Source organism: Amycolatopsis echigonensis (genome assembly GCF_014174495.1).
Lineage (GTDB): Bacteria > Actinomycetota > Actinomycetes > Mycobacteriales > Pseudonocardiaceae > Amycolatopsis > Amycolatopsis echigonensis.
The window spans coordinates 28,231-42,460 of the sequence record NZ_JACJHR010000026.1 but is presented as its reverse complement, the minus strand read 5'-3'; the positions used below and the strand labels follow the sequence as shown (position 1 = coordinate 42,460).

At 69.4% G+C, this 14,230-nt stretch carries 17 protein-coding genes; 8 read left to right on the top strand and 9 right to left on the bottom strand.

All coding sequences use genetic code 11. From position 1 onward, the window contains the following. Positions 1-109: 109 nt before the first annotated feature. On the bottom strand, positions 110-742 hold the full coding sequence (locus tag H5411_RS19460; RefSeq protein WP_101435873.1) for a DUF1707 SHOCT-like domain-containing protein: 633 nt from the start codon (positions 740-742) through the stop codon (positions 110-112). A gap of 811 nt (positions 743-1,553) precedes the next feature. Between H5411_RS19460 and upp the strand changes: the two genes are divergently transcribed. Continuing rightward, positions 1,554-2,177 carry a uracil phosphoribosyltransferase gene (upp, locus tag H5411_RS19455; RefSeq protein ID WP_101440802.1) on the top strand — a complete coding sequence of 208 codons (624 nt, stop codon included), beginning with the start codon at positions 1,554-1,556 and terminating at the stop codon, positions 2,175-2,177. Here upp and H5411_RS19450 read toward each other — a convergent pair. Next, positions 2,170-2,760, bottom strand: coding sequence for a TetR/AcrR family transcriptional regulator (locus tag H5411_RS19450; protein WP_101435871.1), 591 nt, complete (start codon positions 2,758-2,760; stop codon positions 2,170-2,172). The genes upp and H5411_RS19450 overlap by 8 nt on opposite strands. Before the next feature lie 95 nt (positions 2,761-2,855). On the opposite strand from H5411_RS19450, the gene H5411_RS19445 reads away from it, so the two are divergent. From H5411_RS19445 to H5411_RS19435, 3 genes are all read left to right on the top strand, one after another. Further along, a complete protein-coding gene (locus H5411_RS19445) occupies positions 2,856-3,257 on the top strand; it encodes a MerR family transcriptional regulator (protein ID WP_009072633.1) in 402 nt (133 codons plus the stop codon). Then, positions 3,254-4,234, top strand: coding sequence for an aldo/keto reductase (locus tag H5411_RS19440; protein ID WP_183124559.1), 981 nt, complete (start codon positions 3,254-3,256; stop codon positions 4,232-4,234). Before H5411_RS19445 ends, H5411_RS19440 begins: the two co-directional genes overlap by 4 nt. A 168-nt stretch (positions 4,235-4,402) precedes the next feature. Beyond that, on the top strand, positions 4,403-4,651 hold the full coding sequence (locus H5411_RS19435) for an ATP-binding protein (RefSeq protein ID WP_312878447.1): 249 nt from the start codon (positions 4,403-4,405) through the stop codon (positions 4,649-4,651). A gap of 77 nt (positions 4,652-4,728) precedes the next feature. Here H5411_RS19435 and H5411_RS19430 read toward each other — a convergent pair whose 3' ends face one another. Further along, the gene (locus H5411_RS19430) at positions 4,729-5,091 is read right to left on the bottom strand and encodes a hypothetical protein (protein WP_101435870.1); all 363 of its coding nucleotides are present in this window, start codon (positions 5,089-5,091) and stop codon (positions 4,729-4,731) included. 40 nt (positions 5,092-5,131) lie between these two features. Then, positions 5,132-5,587: a hypothetical protein gene (locus tag H5411_RS19425; RefSeq protein ID WP_101435869.1), complete on the bottom strand. Its 456-nt coding sequence runs from the start codon at positions 5,585-5,587 to the stop codon at positions 5,132-5,134. A 161-nt stretch (positions 5,588-5,748) separates the two neighbouring features. Here H5411_RS19425 and H5411_RS19420 point away from each other — a divergent pair, with 161 nt between their 5' ends. Together H5411_RS19420 and hisS are read left to right on the top strand one after the other, a co-directional pair. Beyond that, the gene (locus tag H5411_RS19420) at positions 5,749-6,132 is read left to right on the top strand and encodes a hypothetical protein (RefSeq protein WP_101435868.1); all 384 of its coding nucleotides are present in this window, start codon (positions 5,749-5,751) and stop codon (positions 6,130-6,132) included. A gap of 36 nt (positions 6,133-6,168) precedes the next feature. Further along, entirely contained in the window at positions 6,169-7,464 is a 1,296-nt protein-coding gene (hisS, locus tag H5411_RS19415; RefSeq protein WP_101435867.1) for a histidine--tRNA ligase, read from the top strand. A gap of 456 nt (positions 7,465-7,920) precedes the next feature. On the opposite strand, the gene H5411_RS19410 is transcribed toward hisS, so the two are convergent. Continuing rightward, a complete protein-coding gene (locus H5411_RS19410) occupies positions 7,921-8,370 on the bottom strand; it encodes a flavodoxin family protein (protein WP_009072659.1) in 450 nt (149 codons plus the stop codon). Between the two features lie 10 nt (positions 8,371-8,380). Next, positions 8,381-10,009 (bottom strand): phospho-sugar mutase, encoded by a 1,629-nt coding sequence (locus H5411_RS19405; RefSeq protein ID WP_101435866.1) that lies wholly within the window; start codon positions 10,007-10,009, stop codon positions 8,381-8,383. 58 nt (positions 10,010-10,067) lie between these two features. On the opposite strand from H5411_RS19405, the gene H5411_RS19400 reads away from it, so the two are divergent. Then, on the top strand, positions 10,068-11,219 hold the full coding sequence (locus H5411_RS19400) for a glycosyltransferase (protein WP_183124558.1): 1,152 nt from the start codon (positions 10,068-10,070) through the stop codon (positions 11,217-11,219). 93 nt (positions 11,220-11,312) lie between these two features. Here H5411_RS19400 and H5411_RS19395 read toward each other — a convergent pair whose 3' ends face one another. From H5411_RS19395 to H5411_RS19385, 3 genes are read right to left on the bottom strand one after another with little or no spacing between them, the layout of a single operon-like run. Next, positions 11,313-12,098 carry a purine-nucleoside phosphorylase gene (locus H5411_RS19395; protein ID WP_101435864.1) on the bottom strand — a complete coding sequence of 262 codons (786 nt, stop codon included), beginning with the start codon at positions 12,096-12,098 and terminating at the stop codon, positions 11,313-11,315. Beyond that, complete coding sequence (locus H5411_RS19390; RefSeq protein ID WP_183124557.1) at positions 12,095-12,523, bottom strand: ABA4-like family protein; 429 nt, start codon at positions 12,521-12,523, stop codon at positions 12,095-12,097. The genes H5411_RS19395 and H5411_RS19390 overlap by 4 nt, the downstream gene beginning before the upstream one ends. Next, on the bottom strand, positions 12,520-13,410 hold the full coding sequence (locus tag H5411_RS19385) for a hypothetical protein (protein ID WP_460431666.1): 891 nt from the start codon (positions 13,408-13,410) through the stop codon (positions 12,520-12,522). Before H5411_RS19385 ends, H5411_RS19390 begins: the two co-directional genes overlap by 4 nt. Before the next feature lie 195 nt (positions 13,411-13,605). Here H5411_RS19385 and H5411_RS19380 point away from each other — a divergent pair, with 195 nt between their 5' ends. Continuing rightward, entirely contained in the window at positions 13,606-14,226 is a 621-nt protein-coding gene (locus H5411_RS19380) for a MerR family transcriptional regulator (RefSeq protein ID WP_183124593.1), read from the top strand. Positions 14,227-14,230 lie beyond the last annotated feature (4 nt).

Here is a 14,230-nt window from a genome sequence, read left to right as displayed (position 1 = left end):
GGCGCCGGAGCGCTCACTGGAATCTGTGGACAGCTGGTCACGGCCGCTCGGTTGTCCACAGTCGCGCGGTGCGAGCGGCGGTTTTTGTCGGTGTCGTGTGCAGCCGGGTTCAGGACTCGATCTGCGGTGCGTTCGAGTCCTTGGCCGGCTTGCGGTACACGACGACGCCACCCCAGAAGCCGAGGCCGTTGATCGTCACGGTCGGGGCGGTCGGCGGCGCGGGCGGCGCACCGGACTTGTCCTCCAGCATGAACGCGCCCATGAACCCGATGCCGGTGACATTCACGTTGATGTCGTCCGGGACGGTGATCTCGATCCCGCCCATGATCGCCACCGCGGTGATCGTGCACGACTTCTCCGCGAACCGGGCGCTGCGCAGGTCGATCTCGGCACCGCCCCAGAACGCGAAAGTCGTGTGCTGCTGCGGGAGAACCCAGCTGCCCTTGCGCACGGCCCCGGACATCACGCCGATCGACACGGCGGAACCGGGATGCCCGCCGATGCGGTTGTCCGGCAACCCGAGCGCGCGCGAGGGGGCGGCCTGCAGTGAGGCCGACGCGCTGGTGGCGAGCGCGGCGCTGCCCGGCAGATCGGCGGTCACCGGTTTCAGGTCGGCGAACGTTTTCGCGGAGTAGACGCTGGAAAGCCGCTCCTCCAGCTCGTTGATCGTGATGCGGCCTTCGGACAGGGCCTGGTGCAGGACCTGCGCGACCTGCTCCCGATCAGCGTCCGACACGCGCATCTGGTCGGGGCCCGGCGTGGCTGGGTCTTCACTCACCTGGGGCAGCCTATCCCTGTCAGGTCTGCGTCGGGTCCATCTAACGGTGGATAGGGGGATCATGACGCGATGGATTCTGCGTTGACGGGGACCCTCGTGCTTCCGGACGGAGTGGTGGTGCGGGCGCGCGGGCTGGGGCGGCCCCAACCGGAGGGGCCGGAGCCGGAGTTCGGGTTGTATCTGGGATCGCGGCGGATGCGGGCCAAGTACGACGCTTCGTTGGGGTGGGAGCGTCGGTGGGTGCTGTGGCCGGACTTTCTGCTGCCGCGGGATTGGGAGGGGGCGCGGCGGGAGATTGTGGGGTTGCACGGCCGGGCGGTTGCCGGGGAGGCCGTGGAGGTGGCTTGTCTTGGTGGGGTGGGTCGGACTGGGACTGTGTTGGCTTGTTTGGTGACGTTGGGTGGGATGGGGGTTGGGGAGGCGGTGGATTGGGTGCGGAGGGAGCATCATCCGAGGGCGGTGGAGACGCCTTGGCAGCGGTGGTGGGTTCGGTGGTTCGCTGAGTCTCGGTAGGGGGCCTGCTCGTCTCCTGGGGGCGACATTGCAGGTGGGTGGTTGCGTGGGGCACCCCGAACCGCAGGGAGGCTTCGTATCGGGGTGCGGGGGAGGGGCTGGGTGCCTCGATTGTTGGGTGCATCGGTGGCCTTTTAGGGGTGGGTGTGCGCGGGCGCGGTTGGGAGCAGCGCGGCGGGGCGGTGGGCCGTGAAGTAAGCGGGCCCACGAAGGCGCGGGGGAACGGGTGGCGTCCCCGAGTTGGGCGGCTAAGTTGTGCGGCATGGATGTGCATGTCGTCGACCACCCGCTGGCCAAGGCTCGTCTCTCGACCATGCGGGACGCTCGGACGGACAGTGCTGCGTTCCGGGCCGCGCTGCATGAGTTGACTGTCATGCTCGTCTATGAAGCCACGCGCGATGCTCCGGTGCGGACCGAGCGCATTCATACTCCGGTCGCGCGCACTGATGCGTATCGGCTTGCCAGTCCGCCGTTGCTGGTGCCGGTGTTGCGTGCTGGGCTGGGGATGGCCGACCAGGCGCACAAGCTGATCCCCGACGCGCAGATGGGGTTCGTCGGTCTCGCTCGCGACGAGGAGACGCTCAAGCCGACCCCGTATCTCGAGTCGCTGCCTGAGTCGCTCGCGGACCGGCCTGTCCTGGTGCTTGATCCGATGCTCGCGACTGGCGGGTCGATGGAGTACACGATCCGGTTGCTGACCGATCGGGGCGCTACGGACGTCACCGCTATCTGTGCGCTCGCGGCACCCGAGGGCCTCGCGCATCTGGAGAAGACTGGGCTGCCGGTCCGGGTCGTCACGTCGAGCATTGACGAGCGGCTCAACGACTCCGGGTTCATCGTTCCGGGGCTCGGCGACGCGGGGGACCGGCAGTACGGCGCTAGGTAAGCCAGCCGGAAGCGTTGGCGTGCAAGGCTTTTTCGTAGGCGTCGGAAACGCTGAAGCCATCCGGCAGGCGGCCGGACAGTTCCAGCGACACCAAGCCGTGCACGAAACCCCACAGGCTGACGGTGATCAGTTCCGGCGCGACGTCTTGGAACTGGCCGGACGCCACGGCGGCGCGGACCACGCCCATCAGCGGGGCGAGGGTGGCCTGGGCGACCTCGTCGGCCTCGGCGTTGGGTTCGAAACCTGGCACGGAGCGGCTGAACATGATCGCGTACAGATGCGGGTCGGCTAGGGCGCTTTCGCGGTAGGCGATGCCCAGACGCACGAGGTCGGTTACTGCGTCGCCGGACAGCGGGACCTTCTCCAGGCGCGCGCCGAAGCGGCGGAAGCCTTCCACGTACAGTGCGTTCACCAGGTCCGGTTTGCTGCCGAACAGCGAGTACACCGCGGTGGTCGACGTGCCGGAGTCGGCGGCCAGTTTCCGCAGCGACAGGGCCTTCGGGCCGTCGGCTGAGATCAGTTCGCCTGCCCGATCCAGGAGCTTCAGCCGGAGGGTTTCGTCGTGCGTACGGGGGCGAGGCATCTACCCAGCGTAACGCAACAACGTTATAAAACGCGAGCGTGACCACCGGTGGAAGATTTGACCTGGAGCGCGCTCCAGGTCGTACTGTCGAGCGCATGAGCTACTCGATAGCGGAAGCCGCACGACGTAGCGGCCTGTCGATCGACACCCTCCGGTACTACGAACGGATCAAGCTTCTCGAACCGCCCGCTCGCGATTCGGCGGGGCGGCGCGCCTACTCCGACGAAGACCTGAACTGGCTCGGCTTTCTGACGAAGCTGCGGCTCACCGGCATGCCGATCAAGAGCATGCGCGAATACGCCTCGCTGCGCCGGCACGGCGTGGCCAGCGCGGGACGGCGCAAGGCGATCCTCGTGGAGCAGCGGCAGTCCGTCGCCGACCGGATCGCCGAACTCCAGGGTTGTCTCGACATTCTGGACTACAAGATCGCCAACTACGAGCAGATCGAGCGCAAGGCCTTTGGCGTAGCGCCCGAAATGGAGGGAATTTCCGCGTGATCGGTACTAGGAAGCTCGGCGCACTGGAGGTCGGGGCGCAGGGGCTCGGCTGCATGGGGATGAGCGCTGCCTACGGCGTGCGCGACAACGACAGCGAGTCCATCGCCACCGTGCACCGGGCGCTGGAGCTGGGGGTCACCCTGCTCGACACGGCCAACGTGTACGGCGCGGGGGAGAACGAGAAGCTCGTCGGCAAGGCGATCGCCGACCGTCGTGACCAGGTGGTTCTCGCGACGAAGTTCGGCATCGTGCACACCGACCAGGGCATGACCGCGCGCGGGGACGCCGCGTATGTCAAGCAGTGCTGCGACGAATCCCTGCAGCGGCTCGGGATCGACCACATCGACCTCTACTACCAGCACCGCGTCGACGCGAACGTGCCGATCGAGGAAACCTGGGGCGCGCTCGCCGAACTGGTGCAGGCCGGAAAGATCCGCTACGCCGGGATTTCCGAAGCGGGCGCGGAGACGATCCGCCGGGCGCACGCGGTGCATCCGGTCACCGCGCTGCAGAGCGAATGGTCGCTGTGGACGCGCGGCATCGAAAACGAGATCCTCGGCACTTGCCGGGAGCTCGGTATCGGAATCGTGCCGTTCTCGCCGCTGGGCCGCGGTTTCCTGACCGGTGCGGTCACGTCGGTGCAGGAGCTGCCCGAGGGCGACATGCGCCGCAACCTGCCGCGGTTCGCCGAGGACAACTTCGCGCGCAACATGGCGATCGTCGAGGCGCTGCGCGCGCTGGCCGCGGACAAGGGCGTCACGGCGGGACAGCTGGCGCTCGCGTGGGTGCAGGCCAAAGGGTCCGACGTCGTGCCGATCCCGGGCACGAAGCGGCGGAAGTACTTGGAAGAGAACGTCGGCGCGGCCGAGCTGGAACTGTCCGAAGAGGACATCGCGGCGATCGAGAAGGCCGCTCCGGCCGATGCGGTCGCCGGCGAGCGGTACCCGGAGGCGCTCGCGCGCGTCACGGGCAAGTAGCGGCTTCAGCCGGTGCCCCGCGACGGAAGCGGGGCACCGGCGTCCCTAGGGACGGAAGAACGCGCGCTCGACGGTGCCAGGTACACCATCCGCACGGTGAACCGCGGCGACGACCCCGGCTGAGTCGTTCTCCGCGATCGGGCACACGCCGCCGGCGGTTCGATCGAGGTGATCCTCGCCCATCCGGACGCCAGGCACGTCGCACTGCGCGTGTGCGTCACCGGGACGGGCTTCCCGCAGCACGAAGCGGAACGACTTTTCGAGCGTTTCGCACACGGGACGAACGGCGAGGGCCGACGGTTCGGGCAGGGCTTGGCCTTGGCGCAGGAAGTCGTTACGGGGCACGGAGGAACGATCGCGGCGGCCGGAAAGCGGGGTGCTGGCGCGACATTCACGTTGCGCTTCCAACGTGCTTGAGCTTTCGTGCCTGGAACTTCTTGTACAGGAAGAAAGAGAGCTTGATGTACTCCGCGCAGGCTCCGCGGCCGTAGCGCTCAGTCGGTGAGGGTGTCCGTCGGCAGCAATGCGCGCAGCCGCCGGGTCGTCGCCTCGTACTCGACATACGCGCGGGAGTTCTCCGGTCCGCCCGCGGCCATCAGCTGGTCGTGCGCGATCGCCTGTTCCGCGATCACCGACGCGAGCTGCACCAGGAATCGGGCCGAGCGTTCGGAGCGGATCGCCATCTCGGCGGAACCGGGAAGGCCGCGTTCGGCGAACCCCTCGAACGCGGCGGTGTTCTCGCGCTGCTTCTCCGCCAGCAACCGGCAGGTCGCCGATTGCTGGCGGAGCTGGTCGGCATAGGCCAACGCGACGTCCTGCGGCGAAGCGGCATCCCCGGGCTGGCTCACGCCCGCCATGATGCCTGGTCCGCGCCGAGGACATCCACTGGATCGGTCCCTAGAGCACGACGACCGTGAACACGGCGGAGGCGGCAGCGGCGAACAGGGTGGATTCGGGGTGGAAGACCCGCAGCGTCAGGGTCCCGGACACGTTCAGCTGGAGGCCGAGGTCGAAGTCGCTGTCCGGCGAGCACGACGTGGAGACGAGGTTCACCCAGACTCCGGCCTGCGTTTCCTGCTGCAGATACAGGGTCCCGCCGCCGTCGCCGCGGGCCGCTGGGCCGGTCGCCACGTGTCCGTGGATCCGGAGCTGCTCTCCCTTGTGCACCTTGGCCTTCACCGGTCCGGCCTTGATGTGGACGGGGGTTTTCTTCCCCTCCTGGTGCGCTGCCGGAGCGCTGGCCTGCGGAACGGCCGCCTGGGCGGGCAGGGCGGTCAGGCACAGGCCGCTGAGGGCGAGGGACAAGGCGAGACCGGCCCATCGGGCGGGGCGCCGCATCGAGGTCGTAGTCATGACCTTCAGTTCAGTGCGCCGCGGCCTGCTTCGCTGCCCACATCCCTCGACCGTCGGGTGACAGCCACCGCCATGAGGGACATCGTGACCGTCCGCGAGAAGTTTCGTGACAGTGTTTTAAAACGGTGTTATGGTCGTCGTCGCACCCCAAGGAGGCGACCATGCACGGCCCAGTCCAGTTGTTCACCGTCATCGCGCTGGTATCGCTGCCCACCGTCATGTATGGCGGTTACGCGCTGAGCGGCGTCCTGCGCCGCGGTGACCTCACCGAGAAACAGCGCGGCTTCTTCCGCGCCGGGCACGCCCACGCTGGTGTGCTGCTCGTCCTCACTCTCACCGCGTTGCAGCTGGTCGAGCACGGCGGACTCGGCGACACCGCGCGCTGGATCGTCTGCTTCCTGCTCCTGTTCGGCGTGCTCGCGCAGTCCGGCGGGTTCTTCCTCGCGATGCTGCGCACCCGCGTCGGCATGAGCGTCACCACCGGCGGCGCGGTGCTGCTCGGCGCGGCCATGCTGCTCACCGCGTACGGCATCGCGTTCCCCTGACGAAATGGCTGGCACCGGGTCGTTAAGCTGGATGACGTGCCTGAATACCTGTCGACCGCGCCTGTCAAGGGGACCCGAGACTTCCTCCCCGCCGAAATGTCCGTCCGTACGCAGGTGTTCGGCCATCTCTACGACGTGCTGGAGCGCTACGGCTACCTCCGCTACGACGGCCCGATCCTGGAGCAGGCGGAGGTCTACGAGCGGAAGTCCGGCCAGGAGATCGCCGACCAGCAGCTGTACACGCTCACCACGCGCGGCGGCGAGCGGCTCGCGCTGCGCCCGGAGATGACGCCCTCGGTGGCCCGGATGATCGCCGGTCACGCGAAATCGCTGTCGTTCCCGGTGCGCTGGTACAGCCACCCGAACTGCCACCGCTACGAGCGCCCGCAGCGCGGCCGCGTGCGCGAGCACTGGCAGATCAACGCCGACATCTTCGGTTCGGAAAGCGCGAACTGCGAGATCGAGATGTTCGAGCTGATCCACGACCTGATGGGCGCGGTCGGCGCGACCCCGGACATGTTCGCGGTGCGGGTGAACGACCGGAACCTCCTGTCGTCGGCGCTGACCGACGTCGTCGGGATCTCGCCGGACCACCTGCCGCAGGTGTTCGCGCTCGTCGACCGGTGGGAGAAGACCTCGGCCGAGGAGCACGCGGCGAGCGCCGCCGAGATCGGGTTGTCGGACAAGCAGTACGAGAAGCTCGCCGAGACCCTCGGCGCGGGCCCGGCGCTGCTCGACGAGCTGCCCGCGGAGGTCAAGGCCGAGTCGAACCTGATCAAGGTGCTGTCCAGCAGCGCGGCGAGCCTGGTCCGCTACGAGCCGCTGATCGTGCGCGGGCTGGCGTACTACACGTCGACCGTGTTCGAGGTCTTCGACACCTCGCCGCAGAACCGTCGCGCGCTGTTCGGCGGCGGCCGGTACAGCAACCTCGCCTCGATGTTCACCAAGGAGCAGATCTCCGGCATCGGGTTCGGCATGGGCGACGTGACGCTGATGGACTTCCTCGACACGCACGGCCTCACGCCGCAGCCGCGCAGCGAGGTCGACGTCACGGTCATCCCGGTCACCGAGGACCTGGCGGACCCGGCGCGCGACGTCGCGACGGCGTTGCGCAAGGCAGGGCTGCGCACGTCGACCCCGCTGGAACTGCGCAAACTGGGCAAGGAACTCACCCGCGCGGACAAGGCGGGCGCGGTCGCGGTCGTCATCGTGGGCGAGGAGGACTGGGCGGCCGGCCGCGTGACAGTCCGGAGCCTGGCCACGCGCGAACAGCAGCAGGTCGCCGTGGCCGATGTCCCGGCCACGGTGCGGGCGATGGTCTCGCCTGCTTGATTTCTCGAGGCGGGCATCGGTCTTCGGGCCGGTGCCCGCCTCGGTTGTTCGCCGAGTGGTGGATCGGGTGCGATTTCGTCACTCGCCGCAGTCGGCCGTCGGCGAGTCGGCCGACCAGCCGGACACTCCACAATGGACACTCAAGGGCCGGTCCGCTGGGCCGGACGGGGTGCCGAAGGCCCGTTGACCGGGACGCGGGCCGGGAAGGATCCACGTTTCCCCGGCTGTGCGGACCTGGTCGGCGCCCTCGGAGTTGATTCGAGCACGCTTGGTCGCCGTTGCAGGGTCGTCATGATCGGTTCTTTGTAGTACCCTTGCGTAGTCGAGGTCGATCGCCTTCGTTGCGAACCCTCGATCTGGCCTGTTGCCGGAGGTCGACCCCCAGGGCTTCCGGTGACAGGCCTCTTTACTTTCCCGGGAAAGGCTTTCGGCCCTGCTCAGCGGAGCGACCGCCGCTCACATGAGCGTCGCGGCAAGGGTTCCGCCGAGTTCGGTCACCGCTTCCAGTGCGGCTTTGTCCGGCTCTCCCGTCACGAGCACGGGCTCCGCGACCCGGGTCCAGCCGAGCCCGGTCGTGATCGCGTCGAGTTGCCGCACGGTCCCGGACGTGTCGTTGTTGCCGTGCACGTACGCCCCGAACGGACGGCCTTTCGTCGCGTCCAGGCACGGGTAGTACACGGTGTCGAAGAAGTGCTTCAACGCTCCACTCATGCTGCCGAGGTTCGCCGGCGTACCCAGGAGGTAGCCGTCCGCGGCGAGCACGTCGGCCACCGTCGCGCCGAGCGCGGGACGGCGGACGACGTCGACGCCTTCGATGTCCGGGTGCTTCGCGCCGGCGAGCGCGGCCTCGAACATCGCCTGCATCGACGGCGACGGCGTGTGATGCACGATCAGCAACGTTGGCATGGTTCTCCCGTCAGCGCAGCAGCGCGGTGATCTCCTCGCGGACCGCGTCGAGAACTTCCGTCGCGCTGCGCCGCGCGTCGGCGAGTTCACCGGTCACCGGAGCCACCACTTGCAGGTACGCCTTCAGTTTCGGTTCCGTGCCGGACGGCCGCACTACGACACGCACGCCGTCGCCGCTCAGCCGCAGCACGTCGGCGTCCGGCAGGAGGTCTTCGAGCGTCACCGGCACCCCGCCGAGCGCGGCCGGCGGGTCCGAGCGCAACGCGGTCATGAGGCGTCCGCGCACGGAAAGATCGGTGACCCGCAACGACACTTGATCGGTGAGGTGCACGCCGTGCCGGGTCGCGAGGTCGTCGAGGACGTCCAGCAGCGTGCGGCCTTCGGCCTTGAGCGTCGCGGCCAGGTCCGCGCCCGCGACCGCGGCGGCGATGCCGTCCTTGTCGCGGACAAAGCCCGGGTTCACGCACAGGCCGAGCGCTTCCTCGTACGCGAACACCAATCCCTCGCCCGCGCGGACCAGCCACTTGAACCCGGTGAGCGTTTCCGCGTACCGCGCGCCCTTTTCCTTCGCCACCTCGCCGAGCAGCGACGAGGATACGATCGTGGTGGCCACCAACGGATCTGGATTGTCCGTTGTGGACAGAAGGTGTGCCCCGAGCAGGACACCGGTCTCGTCGCCGCGCAGCATCCGCCAGCCGTCCGGGCCGCGGACGCCGAGCGCGCACCGGTCGGCGTCCGGGTCGAGCGCCACCGCCAGATCAGCGTCCACTTCGGACGCCAGCGCCAGCAGGAGATCGGTCGCGCCGGGCTCCTCGGGGTTCGGGAACGAGACGGTGGGGAAGTCGGCGTCCGGTTCGGACTGGGCGGAAACCAGGTGCACGTCAGTGAATCCGGCGCGGGACAGCGCGGCCCGCAAGGTCTCCGCGCCGACGCCGTGCAGCGCCGTCGCGGCGATCCGCAGCTCGCGCGTCGTGCCGCGCGGCAGCGCGCCGACCGCGGAAAGGTACGCCTCGCGCGGGTCGACGACCTCGGCGCCGGGCGTGCGCGGAATGCTCCGAGCGGCCGGAGCGGACTGGATCGCGCGCTCGATTTCGCCGTCGGACGGCGGCACGATTTGCCCGCCGGTGGCGTCGTAAAGCTTGTAGCCGTTGTCCGCGGGCGGATTGTGCGACGCGGTGATCTGAATGCCGGCGACCGCGCCGTAGTGCAGCACCGAGAACGCCAGCAACGGCGTCGGCAACGGCTCCGGCAGCACCTTCACCGCGAACCCGGCGGCGGTCAGCACCTCGGCCGCGGCGGTCGCGAACGCTTCCGAACCGTGCCGCGCGTCGCGACCGACCACGACCACTCCGCCGGCGTGCCCCTGCGCGGCGAGCCACGCGGCGACGCCCGCGGTGGTCCGCGTGACCACCGCGACGTTCATCCCGTTCGGACCCGCGCGCACCGGCCCGCGCAGACCCGCGGTGCCGAACTCCAGCGGCCCGGCCATCCGGTCGGCGATCTCCTCGGCCGCGCCGGGCTCCTTGCCCATCGCGCGGGCGAGAACGGCGGTCAGTTCCTCGCGCGAGACCGGATCCGGGTCGTCGGTGATCCAGCGGTAGACGGAATCGCGAAGGCGGGAATCGAGGCTGTCGGACACCCGCGCCAGCTTACGCGGATCCGGAAACTCCGGTGATGGCTGACGATACGCTCGTGCGGTGCGCATTCTTTTCACTTCCCTCGCCTCTTACGGGCACGTCTATCCGCTGCTGCCGCTCGCCGTCGCCGCGCGCGACGCCGGCCACGACGTGGTTTACGCGACCGCGTCCGAATTCCACCCGACCCTGGAGAAAGCCGGGCTCGAACCCGCCGCTGCCGGGCTGACGATGCAGGAGGCGTTCGGCCGCCTGTTCGCCGGAGACACCCGCAGCCGCAAGGAGATCCCGGAAGGAGAGCTGAACGAGGCCATCGGCAAGGCGTTCGGGCGGCTGCTGCCCACCCAGTTCATGACCGATCTCGCGCCGGTGCTCGCCGAGCGGAAACCGGACCTGGTCGTGTACGAAATGGGCAATCCGGGCGGCGCGTTCGCCGCCGGACAGGCGGGGATTCCCGCGGTCGGACACGGCTTCGGCCGGGTTTCCTCCGGCGGCCCGATGGACCGCATCAGCGAGCAGATCGACGCGTTCGCCGCCGAGGCCGGGCTCACCGGCAGCAGCAGGCTCTTCTGGGGCCACCCGTTCGTGGACATCTGCCCGCCGTCGGTGCAGGCGCCGGAGTTCGTCGCCGGGGCCCGGCGCGTGCCGCTGCGCCCGGTCGGCTGGAGCGAAGCGGGCGATCTGCCGTCCGGCATCGAAGGCCGGGACCGGGGCCGCCCGCTGGTGTACCTGACGCTCGGCACCACCCCGGCCAGCCAGGCGCACCTGCTGACTTCGGCGTTGCAGGGCCTGGCCTCGCTCGACGCGGACGTGCTGGTGGCCACCGGCCCGGCCGTCGACGTCGCCGCGCTCGGCGAGGTGCCGTCGAACGTGCGGCTCGAGGCGTGGGTGCCGCAATCGGAACTGCTGCCGCACGTCGATCTGGTCGTGCACCACGGTGGCAGCGGGACCACGCTGGGCGCGTTCGGCGCGGGGGTGCCGCAGCTGGTGCTGCCGCAGGGCGCGGACCAGTTCACCAACGCGGACGCGGTGGTCGGCGCCGGCGCGGGCGCGAAGCTTCTCGGCGACGAGCTGACGGCGGACGCGGTCCGCGAGACGGCCGGTCGGTTGCTGGCCGACGGCGCGGTGGCGGACGCCGTGCGCGAGCTGGCGGCGGAGGTCGCGGCGATGCCTTCGCCGGAGGAAGTGGCCGCGCAGCTGCCGCGGTACGCCTGAGTTGCTGCTTCGGCAGAGGTCCGTGAAGGGCCCCATGAAGGAATCAGATTCCCTCAAGGAGCCCTTCACGGACGTCCATCGGTCGGGGAGAGCTCAGGCGCGGGCGACGAGTTCCTTCAGCAGCGAGCCCATCCGCGTCGCCGACTGCCGTCCGGCCTCGAGGACTTCCTCGTGGTTGAGCGGCTGGCCGGTCATGCCCGCGGCCAGATTGGTGACCAGCGACAGCCCGAACACCTCGAGCCCGGCCGCGCGGGCGGCGATCGCCTCCAGCACGGTCGACATGCCGACCAGGTCCGCGCCGAGATTGCGCAGCATCCGGATCTCGGCGGGGGTCTCGAAGTGCGGCCCGGGCAGGCCCGCGTAGACGCCCTCCTCCAGCGAATCGTCGATCTCCCGCGCCAGGTCGCGCAGCCGCTTCGCGTAGAGGTCGGTGAGGTCGACGAAGTTCGCGCCGACGATCGGGGAGCGCGCGGTCAGGTTGAGGTGGTCGGAGATCAGCACCGGCTGCCCGACATTCATGCCCGCGCGCAGCCCGCCCGCCGCGTTGGTCAGCAGCACCGTCCGCGCGCCCGCCGCGGCGGCCGTGCGGACGTTCTGCACGACCGGGTCGATGCCCTTGCCCTCGTAGAAATGCGTGCGGCCGAGCAGGACCAGCGCACGCTTGTCGCCGATCCGCAGGGACCGCACCGTGCCACCGTGGCCGACGGCTCCGGGCGGGGTGAAGCCCGGCAGCTCGCCGAACGGGATCTCCGCGTCGGCGGTTCCGATCACGTCCGCGGCCGGACGCCAGCCCGAACCCAGCACCACGGCGATGTCGTGCTTCTCGACGCCGGTGCGCTCGGCGATGACGGCCGCGGCCGCCTCCTCCAGGTTGCTCATGCCGCCGAGCGTATCCGGGCGCCGCGCACGACGAGGAACGCGACCAGGCCGAACGGCGACAGGAAGATCGTCAGCAGGAGCAGCGGGCTGAGCACCCACCACGGGATCCGGTGCGTGCGCGCCTCGAAGAACATCCAGCGCGCGATGAACAGGTCGAACGCGATGAGGTGAGCCCAGACCAGCGCGGCCCCGTACGGCGTGCTCAAGAACCCTTGCAGGACACCGAGATCAGGCCGCTGCATGGCGTGCCACAGCTCGCCGAAATGCGGGATCGCCAGCATGAAGTACCAGACCAGCGGCAGCAGCGGCACCCACGGCGAGGCCAGGATCCGGCGAGTGCCGCGCCAGCCGGGCAGGAAGATCATCAGCGCCCAGAACGGCACCGCGACGGGGAACGTCCAGGCGAAGACGGTCAGCTCGCTCACCGGGCCGCCTTCCGGACCGGCACCAGCGCCGACGCCGCGGCAGCCGCCGCGATCGCACCGACGAGCAAACCGGCCGCGGCCAGCGTCGTGCCGCTCGGGTAGACGAGCGGTTCGCCGCGTTCGGCCTGCCACAGGACCAGGCCGACGAGTCCCGCGTAGCCGACCGAACCCGTCCACACCAGCCGGACGCGCACCGCGCTCTCGCGCAACCGGGGCAGCCGCGTCGCGAGCACCGCGAGCCCGAAAGCCAAGAGCGGCAACGCTTGCAGCGCGTGCAAGCCGAGGAAATGCGGGATGCGCAGATCGCCGCCGGTGGTGCTCCAGCCGAGCAGCGGGAGTCCGGGGCCGCCGTCCGCGACGCCGACACTGTGCGCGCCGATGAGGTCGGAATGCCCGGTGGCCTTGATCTCGGCACGTTCGATCGGCGTCGGCCGGGTCATGGTCGCGCCGAGGCCAGCGCCGATCAACGCGAGGACTGCGCCGGTGCGCACCGCCCAGTACACCGCGCGGTCTTCGATCCTGGTGAACATGAGCAGGACGGTGCCCACGAGGGTGGCGAGCCAGAGCCCCGCCACCATCACGCCCATGGCCTGGAACAGCGCGAAGTCGAACGGCGAAGTGTTCGCGAAGTGGCTCGGCCTGCCGCGGACCGCCTGGAAGGCCATCGTCACGTATTCGGCGGCGAACAGCGCGACGGCGACGGTCGTGGCGGTGCCCGCTACCTTGTGCAACCGTCCGCGCAGCAGCGAGACGAGCCAGCTCCAGGTGAAGAAGTAGAGCCCGCCGGACACGGCGAATTTGAACAGCTTCGCCCACGCCGGCGCGCCGAGCAGGGTCCGGCGGTCGATCAGCATCGCGGCGATGGTCAGCACGGTCGCGACGGCCATCGCGGCGGCGAACCACAGCGAGGGACGGTGCCAGGTGCGCATCCGCGCGGTGTTCAGCGTCGCGGGTGGGTCGACAGTGGTGGTCACGGTGGTCCTCCCAGAATGGATAGTGAAGCTCTCCGTTATGGGAAGTTAAGCTATCCATGCTGAGAAGTCCTCAGGGTTTTTCCCGGAAGTAGGGTCGAGCGGGTGCGGATGGCAGAGCTGAGCGCCGAGTCCGGGGTCCCGGTGGCGACGATCAAGTACTACCTGCGGGAGGGGCTGCTCCCGGCCGGCGAGCGGACCAGTCCTAACCAGGCTCGCTACGGCGAGGAGCACGTGCGGCGGCTGAAGCTGATCCGCGCGTTGGTCGAGGTCGGCGGGTTGTCGGTGGTGACCGTGCGGGAGGTCGTCGCGGCGGTTGATTCGGACCGGACGGCGTACAACGTGCTGGGGGTGGCTCAGCGGGCGTTGAGCGGATCCGCCGCGGAGGTCCCGGAGGGGGATCGGGAATGGGCGACGGGATTGCTGGGGGAGGTCGCCCGGGAGCACGGGTGGAAATTCGGGGCGGACGATCCGGTGGTGGAATTGCTGGTGGGGACTGTTTCGACGATTCGTGCGTTAGGACATCAGGCGCTGCTGGATCAGATCGGGCGGTATGCGGAGATCGCCGATCGGATTGCTGAGGCTGATTTGGATACGGTCGAATCGGCTGGGTCTATGGATCGGATTGTTGAGGCCGCGGTGGTGGGGACGGTGTTGGGGGATCGGTTGTTTGAGGGGTTTCGGAGGTTGGCTCAGGCTGCGGAGACTGCGCGGAGGTATTCGGAGGGGTGAGGGG

Bases quoted from the DNA above. Each gene is read 5' to 3' on its own strand.
- H5411_RS19460 (WP_101435873.1), bottom strand. From the start codon at position 742: ATGCGCGTGTCGGACGCTGATCGGGAGCAGGTCGCGCAGGTCCTGCAC.
- upp (WP_101440802.1), top strand. From the start codon at position 1,554: ATGGATGTGCATGTCGTCGACCACCCGCTGGCCAAGGCTCGTCTCTCG.
- H5411_RS19450 (WP_101435871.1), bottom strand. From the start codon at position 2,760: ATGCCTCGCCCCCGTACGCACGACGAAACCCTCCGGCTGAAGCTCCTG.
- H5411_RS19445 (WP_009072633.1), top strand. From the start codon at position 2,856: ATGAGCTACTCGATAGCGGAAGCCGCACGACGTAGCGGCCTGTCGATC.
- H5411_RS19430 (WP_101435870.1), bottom strand. From the start codon at position 5,091: ATGGCGGGCGTGAGCCAGCCCGGGGATGCCGCTTCGCCGCAGGACGTC.
- H5411_RS19425 (WP_101435869.1), bottom strand. From the start codon at position 5,587: ATGACTACGACCTCGATGCGGCGCCCCGCCCGATGGGCCGGTCTCGCC.
- H5411_RS19420 (WP_101435868.1), top strand. From the start codon at position 5,749: ATGCACGGCCCAGTCCAGTTGTTCACCGTCATCGCGCTGGTATCGCTG.
- H5411_RS19410 (WP_009072659.1), bottom strand. From the start codon at position 8,370: ATGCCAACGTTGCTGATCGTGCATCACACGCCGTCGCCGTCGATGCAG.
- H5411_RS19395 (WP_101435864.1), bottom strand. From the start codon at position 12,098: ATGAGCAACCTGGAGGAGGCGGCCGCGGCCGTCATCGCCGAGCGCACC.
- H5411_RS19385 (WP_460431666.1), bottom strand. From the start codon at position 13,410: ATGGCCGTCGCGACCGTGCTGACCATCGCCGCGATGCTGATCGACCGC.
- H5411_RS19380 (WP_183124593.1), top strand. From the start codon at position 13,606: ATGGCAGAGCTGAGCGCCGAGTCCGGGGTCCCGGTGGCGACGATCAAG.